General features: G+C 58.6%; 7 protein-coding genes and 5 pseudogenes. 5 read left to right on the top strand and 7 right to left on the bottom strand.

The genetic code is table 11. The features are described 5' to 3' along the window. Positions 1 to 22: 22 nt before the first annotated feature. A complete protein-coding gene (locus BRAGE_RS58025) occupies positions 23 to 304 on the bottom strand; it encodes a group II intron maturase-specific domain-containing protein (protein ID WP_430644514.1) in 282 nt (93 codons plus the stop codon). A gap of 18 nt (positions 305 to 322) precedes the next feature. On the opposite strand from BRAGE_RS58025, the gene BRAGE_RS57110 reads away from it, so the two are divergent. The 3 genes and pseudogenes from BRAGE_RS57110 (at position 323) to BRAGE_RS50060 (ending at position 2728) form a co-directional block, all read left to right on the top strand. After that, the gene (locus BRAGE_RS57110) at positions 323 to 487 is read left to right on the top strand and encodes a hypothetical protein (protein WP_231164241.1); all 165 of its coding nucleotides are present in this window, start codon (positions 323 to 325) and stop codon (positions 485 to 487) included. Between the two features lie 818 nt (positions 488 to 1305). Then, positions 1306 to 2128 (top strand): annotated as a pseudogene (locus BRAGE_RS50065) (IS5 family transposase); the annotation flags it as partial. A gap of 105 nt (positions 2129 to 2233) precedes the next feature. Further along, entirely contained in the window at positions 2234 to 2728 is a 495-nt protein-coding gene (locus BRAGE_RS50060) for a hypothetical protein (RefSeq protein ID WP_347336548.1), read from the top strand. Between the two features lie 194 nt (positions 2729 to 2922). Here the strand turns inward: BRAGE_RS50060 and BRAGE_RS55085 are convergent, their stop codons facing one another. Then, positions 2923 to 3666, bottom strand: a complete 744-nt coding sequence (locus BRAGE_RS55085) for a hypothetical protein (protein WP_141263420.1) — start codon at positions 3664 to 3666, stop codon at positions 2923 to 2925. 350 nt (positions 3667 to 4016) lie between these two features. Between BRAGE_RS55085 and BRAGE_RS53435 the strand changes: the two are divergent. Beyond that, a pseudogene (locus BRAGE_RS53435) lies at positions 4017 to 4459 on the top strand (transposase); the annotation flags it as partial. Between the two features lie 756 nt (positions 4460 to 5215). Here the strand turns inward: BRAGE_RS53435 and BRAGE_RS50050 are convergent. Further along, entirely contained in the window at positions 5216 to 5716 is a 501-nt protein-coding gene (locus BRAGE_RS50050) for a hypothetical protein (RefSeq protein WP_027564851.1), read from the bottom strand. A 217-nt stretch (positions 5717 to 5933) separates the two neighbouring features. Between BRAGE_RS50050 and BRAGE_RS57655 the strand changes: the two genes are divergently transcribed. Then, positions 5934 to 6068, top strand: coding sequence for a hypothetical protein (locus BRAGE_RS57655; protein WP_283808091.1), 135 nt, complete (start codon positions 5934 to 5936; stop codon positions 6066 to 6068). A 3-nt stretch (positions 6069 to 6071) separates the two neighbouring features. On the opposite strand, the pseudogene BRAGE_RS57105 reads toward BRAGE_RS57655, so the two are convergent. The 4 genes and pseudogenes from BRAGE_RS57105 to BRAGE_RS50040 form a co-directional block, all read right to left on the bottom strand. Continuing rightward, a pseudogene (locus tag BRAGE_RS57105) lies at positions 6072 to 6446 on the bottom strand (tyrosine-type recombinase/integrase); the annotation flags it as partial. Between the two features lie 19 nt (positions 6447 to 6465). After that, positions 6466 to 7083: pseudogene (locus BRAGE_RS57650) on the bottom strand (hypothetical protein); the annotation flags it as partial. Positions 7084 to 7240: 157 nt separating this feature from the next. After that, positions 7241 to 8085 (bottom strand): annotated as a pseudogene (locus BRAGE_RS51835) (GSU2403 family nucleotidyltransferase fold protein). Between the two features lie 687 nt (positions 8086 to 8772). Continuing rightward, on the bottom strand, positions 8773 to 14775 hold the full coding sequence (locus tag BRAGE_RS50040; RefSeq protein WP_231164242.1) for a DUF3320 domain-containing protein: 6003 nt from the start codon (positions 14773 to 14775) through the stop codon (positions 8773 to 8775). Between the last annotated feature and the right edge of the window lie 893 nt (positions 14776 to 15668).

Genomic DNA, 15668 nt, shown 5'->3' with positions numbered 1-15668 from the left:
AACCTCTCGATTCATCCGGCTTCTATCTTCCAGCCGCAGGTCGAATGCCGGCTCGCCACATATAGAGTAGGTTCGGATCGTGCTGTGCGAGCCGTCCCAACCAATATACTGAGGCGACTTTCCGGCCTTTCAACCGCTTGTATTTCCGCCTCGCCCAACGGGCGAGCGCGTCGTTTACGTGACGAAGTACGTTGACACATTCCGTCCGGTAAAACCGTCCGTAATAGTTCAGCCATCCTTGCACGACAGGACCAATCAGCTTGGCGAGTTCTTCAAGACTCCAGTGGTTTCGGGTCGAACCCAGTCGCCATGAGCGAATGGTTTGTCGGATTCCTTTGGCAGCCTTGTTGCTGATTGCCGGGAGGAAGTTGAGGAACTTCTCGCCCTTTCGATCGCGAGCGCTGCGCGGCTGGAAGGTGTAGCCAAGGAGTCCGGATGGAATATTCGTTCCATCGTCGGCTCCATAACCATCTTTGCAACCGTCTGAGCCACGCGGTCAGCTATAGAGGGTATTCCTAACGGACGCTTCCCTCCATTAGCCTTGGGAATTTTCACGAAACGAACGGGAGGCGGAAAGTATGTACCCGATGACATTCGATTCCAGATCTTGTAGAGGTTTCTCTTCAAGTCCTTTTCGAATTCCTCGATGGAGACCCCGTCCACACCCGCTGACCCGCGGTTCGCTTTCACCTGTTTCCAAGCTCCCCAAACGAGATGTTTGGGGATCTGATACGACTTTTCCTCAGTCATCGGCTCCTCCCGTTTCCGGTTGGCCGGTGACTTTGGCTGGAAGATCGGGTCTCTTCGCTCCGCCCGTATTACCGGGGCTCATCACTATTACGAACCCGTCCGCTCCTACGTCGCGCATTGGTACTCTGCCCTCGGCGGGTCCGCCGCCTTTGGGGTCTCCCTTGGCAGCGACGCAGATTCCCATGTTCCGCGCAAGAGCCTGCCATCGGAATCACGCCGCCTCTACACCGGTTGCCGCCCGCCAATAGACAGGCTCTCGCCGCGCTTGATCCCAGGAGGTGGTATGGCCCCTGGTTTCGACAACACCTGAACTGTACTTTCGATGCATCATCGGCGGTTTACTTGCGTCTTCCCGTGGCTCACCTGACAGGCTGATTGCCCGCCTTTTCCAGCAACGCTCACCACCTCAGCCATTGAGCTGAAGCAGCTTGTGGCGGTTGGGACTCTGATCCTGCAATCCGAGTCGGAGGGGCCTGCCCTCATCTCCTGCGCAGCAAGTGCTCGGAAGATGGTCTACATACTCAACCTCCTTCTTCGCGCCGTCATGGCGCACATACCGCCGTGCAGCCGAAGGCCATCACCTTCCCGACCGATGCCAAGCTGTTGCACGCGGCAATCAAGGGGCTCAGCCGCCTGGCGAGGAAGCACGGGGTCAAGCTGCGGCAGTCCTATCTTCGCATTGCCAAGACCGCGGCGATGACAGCGGGACGCTACGCCCACGCCAAGCAATTCAAGCGGCATCAGCGGCAGTTGCACATCCTGCGCAGCCGGCTGGGCCGGATCACCCGCGATATCCGCCGCAAGATCGAAGGTGAGGCCGTGATCGAGAACCCCTTCGCCTTCCCGCTCGGACAGGCCTCCTAGATCCGCTCGCAGCAGCAGCGCCAACGGGCTGGAAGCTGTATTCCTTCCATGCGCCGGAGGTCGAGTGCATCGGCAAGGGCAAAGCAGCCGCGCCTTACGAGTTCAGTGTCAAAGCCTCCATCTTCACCAACTACCGCCGTGCTAACGGCGGCCCGTTCGTGCTGCACGCCAGGGCGCTACCCGATAACCCGTACGACGGTCACACCTTTGCTGGACGTCATCGACCGCACCGAGACACTCACCGGCTGCGATCGAGCGGGCTTATGTCGACAAGGGGTACCGCGGCCATGACGCACAAAATCCCCGCCGGATCTTCATCTCTGGCCAGAAGCGCGACGTCTTCGGGGTCGTCAAGGGCGAGCTGCGCCGCCGCTCCGCCATCGAACCCATCATCGGACACCTGAAGACCGATGGTCACCTCGGCCGCTGCTACCTTAAAGGCCGCGCCGGCGATGCGGCCAACGTCATCCTCTCGGCCGTCGGTCACAACTTCCGCCGCATCCTCGCCTGGCTGCATGACCGCTCAACTCAGACTGGACCATCACCTTCAAAGGTATGTTGAAGCCGGACCTCACGCGGTGGCAGTGGCAGCCGCCGTCGAGGGCATCGCGGGCCGGGAATTGAAATCGCGGAGCTGATCTGCACCGGCGATCTCGCCCATCACTCCGGTCTAACGACCGGTCGCAACAGCGACGGCGATCTCCAGCGCGATCTCGACGCCCAGGTCGACGCATCCCTCCGCCGTCACCTCAGCAAGCCGCCGATTGCAGCTTTGGCATCAGAGGAAATGCACGAGCCGCAAATCGGCTCTCCTGAGGGGCGCATCTGCGTTGCGATCAATCCGCTCGACGGGTCCTCCAACATCGACATCAACATGACCGTCGTCATAATCTTCTCGATCCTACCCGCGCCCGACGATCTCGCGTTCGCCCTCCGTCAGCCGGGCTCGGCGCAACTCGCGGCAACTTTTTCACCTGGCCAACGTTTCAACCAGCATGCCTGCGCTTGGCTTACAAAATTGCAGGACTCTAACCGCCGTCGGATAAATACTCTGGCCGGTCACTACTGCTTGAAAGCTAACGATTTGACGAGCGCACGACAAATGAGGCGTTAGGCTTCACGTTTCCGCATCACAATGCCGCGCGAATGCAGTTATGATCCCCACTATCGTCCGTCGGGTGAAGGCAGCGGCTGATCACCTTTCTCGGTAAGTCCGGGAGTCGGAAGCGCTCGCCTTTGCGCACTGAGTCCTGGCAGCTTGATGTCTTCATGGCGGGCCGGGGTGAAGCGGCCGACTAGGCTCCCGGATTAACTAGCGCTAGGTGTTGCCGGCGGAAGCGGCGAGTTCAAAGCGAGTGGGTTCTTATTGTGGCCATCAAACTCGTTCCTCAACTCCTCTCCTGTTCGCCAAATCAGCCAATAATCGTAATCGACGATCTCGCCGTCCACCTTCACCAGTATTGATATGTCCGCTTCATGGTGAGCAAATGCATATTGTAAGACAAGGCCCTTATCTAGTGCCCATCGCTCTACAAGCGCACACAAGAAGTCAGGGGCCCAGATCGCATAAGACAGGCCTTGTGTCACTCTTGCCATGATTCCGGACAAGCCCCGCCCTCTAAAGTCGTTTCTGATCCAGTAGTCCCCGTGGTAGGCCACCTTGCCAGTTATCGTCGTTGCGCTTGTTGCCCTGCAATCACAGCGGTAATAGCGATCCTCCGGTACGGTTGGATCTGCATAGAACACTTTCAAAGATCGAAAATGTTCTGCAAGACTAGTGCCTGAAAGATCATAAAGGCGGTGCGCGGCCAAAATCGCCACAGCGTTTTTCTTGTCGGTTCCCATTATCCAATAGCCCTCACCTGGTTTGATTGGCGAGAGATCTGGCCTGAAATTTGGTTCGATCGGCTCTTTGGTTGGAGTCGTGCAAGCTACCCTGGCAAACTCGTCGAAGTCGAATCCGATTTGTAACTTGATGCCGTTTTCAGCGAGCACGTTGTCGTGAATTTGGAGAGTGCGAGAGAGGCGTAAAGAATGATCTAAGCGCTTCATTGCGGCACCTGATCTCGGGTGATGCGTTCTACACTAGCCATGCTGCTTCATGCTGATATAGCGCTCTGGACTGATCAGGGTACTACTCATTTTGGTAGAGAAAAAAATCAGAAGAGTGAATGGCGGCTACTCTCACAATGGACATTACGCTGATTGCGGAGTGGATTACGGTATTTCGAGATTCAAGCATGCAAGCTTGCAGCAGTGCACCGGTCGCACGCACCTACATAGATACCCACTTGGCCCGTGAATAGCTATTGACGTGCCACTGAGTATTTCCTCCGGAAGGAGACAGAGTCCGGCCCGAAGAAGGACGGACGGATGAAGCAGCAAGGTTCACGGAACAGAAGATTATTGCGGCGAAGGAGCACGAAGCGGCGGCGAAGACGGCCAATCTGGCTCGCAAGCACGGGATCTCCGAGGCGACGATTTACAATCGGAAGGCCAATTCGGCAGCATGGACGTCTCCAAAGCGAAGCGGTTAAAGGGCCCTGGAGGCGGAGAACGGAAGTTGAAGAAGCTTCTGGCCGAGCAGATGTCGATACAGGCGCACTTCGCAAGCTCCTTTCAAAAGAATGGTAGGGCCCGCCGCCAAGCCCGCTGAGGTCGCGCATCTGCAGGCCGTCATGGGTCTGTCGGAACGGCGGGCCTGCTCGATCGTGGATCGGAAGATGGTCCGCTATCGCCCTAGCCGCCCGGCGGCCGCAGTTCTGCGTGGCCGATTACGCGATCTCGCCACGAGCCGCGGCGCTTCGGCTATCGCCGCCTGTTCGTCCTGTTGCGGCGGGAGGGGAGCCATCGGAAATCACGATGGCTGCATCCTTGTAAAGCCAGCATGGCGTTGGGGCGCCGACTACAATCTCCAGCATCCCCGCTCGTCGGTCATGGCGTCAGTCGCGCCTACGATGCGTCTGACATCCTCTAGGAATTCTTGACCTTAAATGCTTGATCGCGTGCCACCGTTGATGCACTCTGAGAGCTTGCTACCAACCGCGTGCTCCGCGGAAGAACGATGCGGCGGTCGCGATTTCGATGTCGCCACAAGCTTGGGTACCTCGCCCGACTTCGCGCTGTAGGGTGACCGCTGCAATTCATCCCGTGCTGTCGGTGGACCCAAGCCGGATCCAGAACTGTTCAGCTTCCGACGTCGTCGCCCAAACTTAAGATCTCGCAACCCGGGCTGTCGATCATCTTCTCTAAAATATTCTGAAAAACTCGATGCATCGTGCGAACTCCATGTGCGAGCGCAACGACGCGGCGGCTCTTCTTCCCCATTGCAGCTTGACACCATCACGACCCTTTGCCACCCTGGGGACAACCCGACGGCTGAGAGGTTGTCCATACACCTCCGTCTGCCCGAGCCAGACAGAATGCTGCACTTTGCTTTGAGAACTAAAATCGAAGCTGAAGCGACCGCTAGATAGAAAGCCAATTTTTGAGAACATTTCGGTCTGCTTGAACGATGGCGGCGCCCGCGGCAGAGCAGGTTTTGCTCTCTCGTTATCGGAAGGATAAGTCCAACGTAAGCGACCGCCTGATGTCAGGATGACTATTTGCCGACATCATCGAACACCGAGCGTGTTGTCGAGACGGGAGCTGGAGGTGAGGGCTCCTCCCTTTTTTGCGTCACGATGTGCGTCCAATCAGGTTCGTCTTCGGTGCTGTCGTCGTGCTCGCGCTTGCGTACTTCAATTGTCTTGACCGAAACGTGAGAGCTGGATTTTGATCGCAAACGGCGCGAGGCCTTGCCATCCCATATATACTCGGGATACCGGCCAAAGCTGTTTTCTGTTGGTGGTAGGTATTGCGCGACTGAACTGCGGACATAACGCACGTCGGCCTTGGCGAGCTCGTCAATCTGTTCGCAGAGCATCCGATGGGTGTGGCCGTTGTACTGGGCCGCGCGGGTCTCGTCGAGCGAAAGTGAGCTGCCGTGGGCAGCTAGGATCTCCGCCCTTGTATTGCACAAAATAGGGAAGTCGGCGCTCGCCCTGCTTTCGAAGGGTGCCCATGCATGTTCAGACAAGGACAGGAGTTCGCGCGCCGACACTGGGCCGATCGGGGGGCAAACATGACCGCATCGATGATGCGCCTTGGTGGGCGGTGCGTGGGAGACTCACTCAGCATTCTCCAAGGATACCCGGAATGCACGTAACCGCAGGTCCGGAAGGGCGCAGACCTAAAAATCGTAGAGAAATACGCGTGTTGCCAAGGACTTCCACTCGTTGCAGGGCGCTTGCTCATCGTCGCCGCAAGATCCGGGCTAGATGTTCAGCCCAGCGTTCCAGCGCATCTCGCATTTCAGCTTGGTAACGAGCCTGATTGTAAATCCCGGCTACGCCCGCGCGATGGCGGCTCACGTGGTTCAAGATCGCCTCTACGACATGCGGCAGGACGCCTAGCTGATCCGCCATCACGGTTGCGGTTGTACGACGAAGATCATGCACGGTCCAATGGGGGAGGGGCTTAGCATCTTCATCCGCTCCCCTCCGCGCTGTAAGAAACCGCGCATCAAGCGCGGCCTTGGACTTAGACCAACCGGAGAACCCTCGACCCCTGTCGCCTTTTCGGCGAGGACCATCACCAAAGATGCAATCGCGATCATCACGCCGGGGCGGTAAAAGGGCTAAGGCGGTCGGGACGAGTGGCAGTACATGCTCACGATGGTTCTTGGTGCGAGCACCGGGCAGGGTCCAACGCTTGTCCGTGGTATCTAGCTCCGGCCATTGCGTTCTGCCGACCTCATCGCGCCGCTGAGCGGTGAGGAACAACAAGCGCACTATCCGTCCGTAGTCGTCATTACCGTATGCCTGCCAAATCTCGGCTAGCTCTGCGTCGGATAGCACCCGATCCCGGGACTTCGGCTGTTCGGGACGGTTGGTGCCGAGCACCGGGTTTCCCGGAATATCGAGACCCTCTCGAATAGCCCAATTGAACATTGTGGATAGGGCGGTCCGAGCGCGGGCGGTTGAGACCGCCCCTTGCTGCGCTGCAATCTCCGCGACTCGTGCTGCAACATGGCGACGGGTGATCTTGAACACGGAGACTGAGTGCAAGGGCTTCCAAGCGACCAACAAGTAGCGCTCGATCTCGGAATACGTGCGGGGCCGCTGCTTCTTTTTGGCCGAGGCAAGGTACTCGCCGGTGATCTTGCGGAGGGTATCTGCCGTTTTGGAGGGTGGCCTCCGCTTTGCGCTTCGATCGTGGTCTGTCCCACCAATGAAGCTGCTGCGTTGATCTTGCGATCCTCGTTATCCGTATTGGCGCCAGGCGCGGCAACATCGCCATTTGGGCGCGGCTTTCAATCGTATCGGCCTTCCGGATCATTGCGTAAGTAGCAGGATCTTCGGCCGGAATGGTCGCCAGATCGAGGTCGATATTCTTGGAGGATTTCAGAAGATCGAAGGCTCGGCGCACGAGAATAAAGAAGATCTTCGATTGTGAGCGGCAGCATCGTTTTCTCCATCAAACGGCCGCGCCAATCGCGGCCTTGGAGGCCGGCTGCACCTGAGGAGGCGGATGCATCGAAGAGCCTTGCAGGGCTGCCATGTCCCGTCGACGAGCCAATGTACCGTTACGGCGCAGGCGCTGCTGTCGCCTTCGCTATCGAGACGCGCGCGAGAAGCCCGTCCTTTCCACCCGTAAGGCCGTACTCGTCTGCCGACTTCCCGTCGAGTTTGGCCGCTTCGGCGACACCCTTCGAGAGCATGGCGAAAGTGTCATCGGTAAGACGTAGGGCGCCGACGCCAAGGCGGCGTCGCCATCTCGCTCCGCGTTCCCATGCCTCCATCCATGCGAAGCCTAGGTCACTTCCGCGCTTAACGGTATCGAACGCCTGAATGAGCGCACCGGCTTGGTTGATGTCCTTCTTCGCCTTGTCCGCAAAGAAGACGTTCCTCTTGGTCGCGACTATGAGCTTGTGGATGGCGTAGCGCTCCGGCGCCGGTACAAGGACCGGTACGCCTGCATCGTGCAGAACGACGGAGCGGATCGGCTCATGGATCAGGTAGTCCAAGAACCGTAATACCTGTGCGCCCACCGACGGCCCCAACGACGGCATCTTCGTTAGCCTGGAGGAGTAGTCCTCGTCGCCGCGGTTCGGCGTGAGGAATTCGACTTTGAATCCGGTGGCGTTGGCGAAACCGCTGAACAGCTTCGTCTCGTCGGGGGAGAACGAGGGCGCGAACGTCGGATCGACCTTTTTCAGGATGTCTTCAATGTCCGGCATGCTCTCATCGATCGAGATCGAGATGCCGTAGAACTTGGTGCGATATCCATATCCTCGGTCGTGACGAGTTCGTCGGGAAGCCTGACGCCGAGGACGCCGCTGTATGTTTGATAAGCCATCGAACCGATAAGCGTGGCGCGAAGTCGAAAAAGTCCCGCTCGCGCGAGTTCGCTGACAACGAGACCTTCCATGTGAGGCGGAGCCGGGTAGCCCGCCCGCCTCAACTTCGCAGCCAGCTCTCGACGCGCGCGATATCCGATCTTCGTGCGCTGAAACGCTTGGGCGCGCTTGGCGATCTCCGGATCGTCGGCCGGCCCGACGTATTTGAGGGCCGTCTTCGTCGGTCCCTGGCCGCCGGAGGTCTCATAGGCCTTGTAATAGTAGTATTCGCGATTGGCCCGCTTCTGTTTGAGAAAGGTCCCGTTTTCCGGGAAATTCTCATCGAAGTCGGCATCGGTCGCCTTTTGAACCAGGTCGGAAAACATGACTTGGTCGATGTTTGAAAACTGCTTCGTGGATCTTTGTTACCATTTTGGCGAAGTGGTAACAAAAGCTCTTTTGTATCCATTATGCCGAAATGGTAGCAAGCCATTGTGCCCATTTCGCCAAAATGGTAACAATAGTAAAATCAACGGTTTACGCGAAATTTGTTCCAGGTCCACTATTCTGGAACCTTGGCTCCGCCTCATTCGCCCCTGCGGATGAGCTCGGGGCACAAGGCCGGACCGAGGTCCTCTCCGCCGTCTGGGAACCCCGGGCGGAGCCGCCCGACGCGGCGGTTCTGGACCCCGCCAGCCGCGGGCCGGCGCGCGCTTTGAGGTAGCAGCTGCTGGATGATCCTTTCGCGCACGAACAGCCTCTTGAGCCAATCTGTAGGACTAGCTAACTGCCGCCACAGCAGCTTCGAAACGGTCGCGGGTCGAAGCTGCCAGCTGCCCTAAGCCGAAGTGCTCCTGCATGCCGCGGATGATATCCTCATCTTCCTCGAGCCCAGTGGTCCGCAGCATCCCAGCGAGACCCGCCAATTCGGGAAGCGGAATGTCACTGTGATCGCGTCCCCCAGCGCCCCTGTAAGGAGCCCTGTCCTGCGCCGCGGCATCCTGAGGCCAAACAATCTGCCGCTCGCCGTCCTTGGACATCGGAAACCGATTTCGTCCGAGGGATGAGGCGACGATCTTTTGCACCGTCTCACCCGAGCGCATGAAACCGTGTGCACGCGCAATGCGATCTACAATCACGTCGAAATAGATCGGGCCTTCGGTATCGACAACATGATCGACCATACTACGGAGTGTCCCGCGGTAGCTCGCGTCGTAGAAGCGCTCCCGATCAGGGGGCGCCACATTTGCGGGATCGGCTTTGACATATGTGGCCGTCCCTCGATCAGGCTCCCGCACCTCGGTCATCGGTCCACGAGCGTAGACCTTCGTTGCCCCGACAGGCGCTCCGTCGTCGTTTACCGATTCCGGCGAGACTTCGGTTTGCTCAGATTCGGGGGCCGCCTCTGCGACCGACGTTTCGGCGCCGGCCGGCTCGCCGGTATCATTAACGGACGGGATTCTCTCCGGCGGAGGCGCTGGTTCTTCACTTATCGCGGGAGCTGGCCGAGACGCACGGTCGGCTTCGAGATCGGCGACCAGCCTTGCGTGGATCTTTTCCGTCGCAGTAGATGAATCCATCCACCATTCCGTGCTCCAGATCCGCCGAATTCGCCAACCAAGATCCGTAAGCACCATTTCGCGCAGACGGTCGCGATCGCGGGCGGTGGCCGATCGGTGGTAGGCGGCGCCGTCGCATTCGACGCCGGCAAGATATCGCCCGGGGAAATCCGGATGAACGACGCCGAGATCGATCCGGAAGAAGGAGACGCCCACCTGAGGATGAACCTCCCAACCCTTCTCTTGGAGGGCCCGCATCACAGCGTCCTCAAACGGCGATTCCGCGTCGCGCCCGGTTGGCGAGAAGGCCTCGGCGATAGCCCGTGCGCCGTTCTCAGCGAACTCGAGGAAGTGTTTGAAATCGACTACACCTTTGGCGCCGGTCCGCCCGAGATCGATCTGCTCGGGCCGCAATGTCGCGAACACCAACAACTCGCGCCGCGCACGAGTGACCGCGACGTTGAGGCGGCGGTGGCCGCCCTCGCTGTTCAGCGACGAGATCTGAGCTGTGACACGTCCAGTCTTGTCCGGTCCGACCGCCACCGAGAATACGATCACGTCCCGTTCGTCGCCCTGCACGTTCTCGATGTTCTTGATCAGGATCGGTTCCCTGGACTGGTTGCGATCGAAGTGGGGCTCCAGCGATGGGTCAGAGCGGCGGGCTTGATCGAGCAAGTTCTCGATCAGCCGTTGCTGTTCGCCATTAAATGTGACGACGCCAATTGAATGGGACGACGTTTTCATGCGCCGGACGACCTCGGCCACCACGGCTTCGGCCTCCTTGCGGTTTATCTTGGCGCCGCCTCGCTCGTAGACGCCGCCCTCTACGTGAATATAGCGGACCGCGGTATCGCGCGTCACAGGCGAGGGGAAAGTCGTCAGCTCACCCCGATAATATTTGACGTTGGAGAAAGCGATTAGACTCTCGTGGCGGCTGCGGTAGTGCCAAGACAGCCGCATGCTCGGAATGTTCGAGGCAAGGCATTCGTCAAGTATGCTCTGTTGGCTCTGGACGGTCGAACCGTCGTCATCTTCGTCATCGACGCCACGCTGTCCGACGTTCGTAGGGGGCAGCTGCTCCGGGTCGCCCACGATCACAACTTGAGTGCCGCGCGCAATCGCTCCGATTGCGTCCCATACCGGGATCTGAGAGGCCTCGTCGAAAATGACGACATCGAAGGGTTTGGCGTCTGCGGGTAGGTACTGCGCAATAGAAAGCGGGCTCATCATAACGCATGGGGCGAGCTGGGTTAGCACCGTCGGGAGGCGGCCAAACAGCTGCCGAAGCGGCATGTGCCGAGCTTTCTTATTGATCTCGCGCGCGAGCGTGCCCCATTCCGGATCCTTGCCGAAATTGGTCTGAGTTGGCACCCCCGCCCCAATGCGTGCCTTTACGATGTCTCTGGCGAGTTCTCCAACCCGCTTGTCAGCGGCGATGAACGCCTCAATCGTGGCTTCGTGCTTTTCCGCAAGAAAGCCACTTAGAACCTCGTCCTCGTTGACGATAGCTTCGGCAATCCAGCGCGCATAAGAGTAATCGAAGACGTTCGAGAGGGCCGTCCCATCTACGATTCCGTTTTCGACGGCATCGACGAGAGGGGAAAGTCCCGCTGCGCGTGCCGAACGAGCAGCCCAACGCCAAGTGGCCCATTGCGGAGCCTTGATGACGTTTGATCTCCAATTCGCGGTTCGTTGGAGGAGGGCCTCGATCCAGCCAGACTCGATCTTGACGATGTCCTCCGGGTCATCAAGGCCGATGCAAGCACCCAGCTCTTTGGCCGCCCGGTGCATAGTCGGAAATGCCCTGTACATAGCCTCGAATGCATGGCGGACCTGTCCGCTCGGCCGGAAGCGAGGGTTGTCGCGAAGCAGCATATCTTGGATATGCAGGAGCAGCTGATGCGGCTGCATGCCATCGATAGGATATGCATCGACCGCATCGCGTACGCTTGTGGCCCAGTCGATCAGCCCTTGGAAACGAGACGCCTCGCTCTGCGGCCCGCGCCAAAGGCGCTCCATGCCCCTGAAGCGAGGTTTCGTATTCTCGATTTCGCGCAGCAAGCCAGCGAGCTCTTGCAGCACAACAATGTCTCGACCGATGTCCTCAGGCACCTCGTCCGGGCAATATGGCTTCAGAGCCAATCTGACCTTCTTTTTCCGGCCGCTTCGCACGAGAACATTCGACGCGCATGCATCCGTCCAATCACGCTCGAGCGATGGCAGATCCAGCAGCGCCGCCCTGAGCTCGTATTGGACGGAAAGCTGCGAGTTTTTTTCGTTTAGCCGGCCTACGGCGTCGGCAAGGTCGTGCAACGCGTTCACGCGTTCTGGTGCGTCGGTCGAGAGCAAAAGCGATCCGTCCGCAGCATCGGCGTGCAGCAGCAACGAGACGAGCTTGATCAGTTGCGGCAACAGACCATCGTTGCGAGCGGCGCCATCGAGCCCAATCGACAACACCAGATCGTCGGCAGCCGTCCTAACTTCCTGGAGGGCGAGATGGAGACGGTCGACCAGCTGCTGAAGCGACTGTACCCACGCAGGACTCCATTTGGTCTGCTCGATGCCTTTGAGTGGATGATTGACAGGATCACCCACGGCTTCGAGGGCGGTGCGAATATCTGAGCAAATCTCGCGCATGCGAACGAGATCTTCGGGGGTATGTACCGTACCGGTAGGCCATGTCAGGCCGACGTCTGGAAACCGATCGCGATCGGCGACGACCCGTCCGAAGGCCTCGTATGCTGTCATTCCATTGGCGCGGCGCCGGTGTAGCGCGGAAACAAGCTTGTTCAGTTGGTCGCGTCGCCGCTTCAGCTCGCTAGCCGCTGCCGACCAATGTTCCTCGGTGACGAGATTGCGCTCGCGCCAGGCGGTGGCCAGCTGCTCCAGCACATTAGACTTCTGGGCTTTGGTCGAATGAACCTCGAGACAGTAATTACCGAGACCGATCGCCTGCATTCGCTGTCTTACGACTTCGAGCGCAGCAGTCTTTTGCGACACGAAAAGAACCGTCTTTTGATGAGCGAGGCAGTTCGTGATCATATTCGCGATAGTCTGGCTCTTGCCCGTGCCCGGCGGGCCGAAGAGCACGAAATCGCCTCCACGCTGCGCGGCGAGCACGGCAGCAACTTGGGAGGAGTCGGCCGAGAGCGGCGCGAAGAGTTCGGCCGGATCGATGACTTGGTCGATGGTGTGCTCTGCGACAAAGGCGGCGCTCGAGCCGTCATAGGTGTGGGTGGGGGTGTCTATCAGATGCCGGACCACCGAATTTCGCTTCAGGATTTCGGTGCGGTCGACAAGATCCTTCCACATCAGGTACTTCGTGAAGGACAGCGTCGCGAGCACGACCTGCTCGGTAACCTCCCAGCCTTTGATACTCTTGATATGACGCCTGATGGTCTTCCAAATACCTGCAACATCGACCCCAGTTGCGTCTTCCGGCAATTCTCCTTCGAGTTCGGGAATCGAGAGGTCAAAATCCTGCTTCAGCATCTGCAGCAGGGTCGGATTGAACCGAGCCTCATCCTCGTGCAGCGCGAGGCGAAAGCCGGAGCGCACGCTCTTGCGCTCAAGCTGGACCGGGACAAGGATCAACGGAGCACGGTAGGGCCCGGCGCCCTCCTGGGGCGTCCACTTTAGGAAGCCGAGGCAGAGGTACAGTATGTTGGCCCCGCCCTCCTCGAAGGCGAGGCGGGTGGCCCGGTAGAGGTCGGTTAGCCGACCTTCGAGTTCGGTCTCCTGAACGGCGGTGTGGAGTTCGCCGCGGACCATAGCGTCAGAGATGAAATTTTTGCGGGCGTCGTCCTGCAGCCGCTGCGCGAGCAGCGCAGTATCGCGGCCATCGCTGCCATCGAGCACGCTGGCTCTTCCGAGCAATTTGAAGCGGTCTCCACCTGAGAGCTTGTCCTCCAATATCGCCGCATCAGGGCACTCGATCCCGATGGTGGATTTCGAGTCCTTGAAGTTCAGTAGGCGGTTCCTCAGCGTGAGGTCTAGAAGATTGCGTTTCCAAACCTCTAGCCGATCCAGGCTCCGTTCCGAAACGTCTTCCCGTGGTTTGTCGAGATTCTCTTCAAATTTTGGTATTTCGCCAAGTTCATTCGGGACAGACGGTGCGCCAGCAGGGGTTATGGTCGGCTCGCCGGACCTCGATAGATCGAGTGGCCGGATCTTAGCGCTTCGTGCACGCTTGACGTCGATGGCAAGCTCGAACTCGGACGTTGCCTCCTCGACGATCAACTTGGCGCCGGCATCGACAGCTTGTTTGAAACGCCCTGGATTTGACCCGGTGAGGATCGTCGTCTCCACCAGGACCATCTCATCGAGCTGCACGCGCTTGCGCAACATCTGCGGGTCATCGATTACAAGGCTTGAGAAGTCCTCGTCAACAAGCCACACGCCAACGAAAGCGTGACCTTCAGTTAGGACAAGCACAGGATTGAGGCCTGCCTGCTCAAGGCAGGACGCATAGAGGAGAGTAAGATCCAGACAGGTTCCGACCTTACGAGACAGGATTTCGCTGGGGCCTCGGATCTGCTGGCCCGACCGTTCAAAGCTTTTCGGGGGGAGGACGTAGGCGATTGAGTGTGAAACCAGAGCTGCCCAGACGGCATCGGCTATCTCCCAGGCCCGGGCCTTGGTCTTCTGGTGATAGCCATCTATCGCATCATGACGGCCTGCTGCCGCCAGCTTACCCGAGGCTTCCCGAAGGATGACATCGATGGTGGGATCCGTCGGTCTAACGAAAGCGGCCAGCAGCTCGGGCGCGGCGTTGACGCCGCCCCAGTGCGAGGGAGGGAGCAGATTTAGCTCGACTGCGCTCTCGATAAGCGTTTCACCCGCGGATTCTACGCGAATACGCAACTGCGCTCGCCTGGACGCGGTTACGCCGGCCAGGAACGCGGGATCCAGCTTCAAGTCTGGGCTGCGGATATGATGAATGGCGCGATCGGCAACGTATTGGATCTGTGACACCGCGGGTGTCAGAAACGGAGGCTCCGCTGTGAGATGTACGGAGAGTTCTGAAAGATCGCGCCCCGTGCCGTTCTCGATTGCCAATTCGCGGACTATTGGGACAGCGTTTTGATAGAAGGCGATGTTGACGTTGTCCGCAGCCGTGCAATTGATTTTCAGTCCGCCAGCTGGTTCTTTGATTTCAGCCCGCTCCGCCATATCGTGCGCCCCCAAAAGAAAATTCGGCAACTGCAGACCATGTTCGGCCAAGAACAATCATGCGCAAGCTCGACTTGACTGGGCTTGGCATAATGGTGGCCGGCCAAAGAATCGCCCTGTTGCCTCCCGGCGTCTTCTACTCCTTTGGCGCAGGTGTAAAGTAAGTCCTTCGGATGCGCTAAAGAACTTAGGGAAATCCCCAGGGCTAGTCAAAGGTTTCGCAGTCGGGCCACACAATCAATATCGGCCATTGCCATTGTGATTGCGAGCGCTCGAGTTCACTGGGGATGCGCTTCTTAATACAACGAAGTCGCAACGGTGGCCGTGTCGCAAGCGCTAATGATCCATTCTCAATGCGTGTTCGATCAATACCCGATTTCCGTGCAGGCTCGCCCCCTCATCGCCAATTGAGGCAGATAACCCAATGAACCCCCGCCCGGCCTCACGTGGCTTGTATCCTATCGCACCCAACGCGATGACCGCTAAAGTTTCGGTCTGTGCGAATGCCTGTAATTTGCTGCCGCACTTTCTAAAAGCCTCCCTGGCATCGGCCAGTCTTTTTTTTTCTCCTCGACCTGCGGGTCTCGTGGCCTGAATATATTTGAGCGTAATTCAACGGGTAGTGCGCTTACATTACCGAAATGTATGAGGGTCTCTATGCATTCCTTCTTTAGATCGAAGAACGCGCGAACAGGTTTGCCGACAAACTCCGCAGTAATCCAGCCAATGACCGCTCCTAAGGCGCCCAGAGCGACCGGTTCAAGCCAAGCAAAAAAGTCGCTCACTGTACGCAGACCTCAAGCCGAAAGGTCGGTGCAACTTCTGCCGCTTCCTAGGCGGTTGGTAGCTGCTGTCATCAAAAGAGCCCCAAAAGGCGCAATCAAGCGCAACTAGCGGACGAGCGCAAGTGGTCCTTAATCGTGGCGGACAGTCCATCCGCACTG

The sequence above is a fragment of the Bradyrhizobium genosp. SA-4 str. CB756 genome (assembly GCF_000473125.1).
In the GTDB taxonomy this organism is placed as follows: Bacteria; Pseudomonadota; Alphaproteobacteria; order Rhizobiales; family Xanthobacteraceae; genus Bradyrhizobium; species Bradyrhizobium arachidis.
The sequence above is the reverse complement of the archived record's forward strand: the minus strand, read 5'-3'. Positions and strand labels throughout refer to the sequence as shown.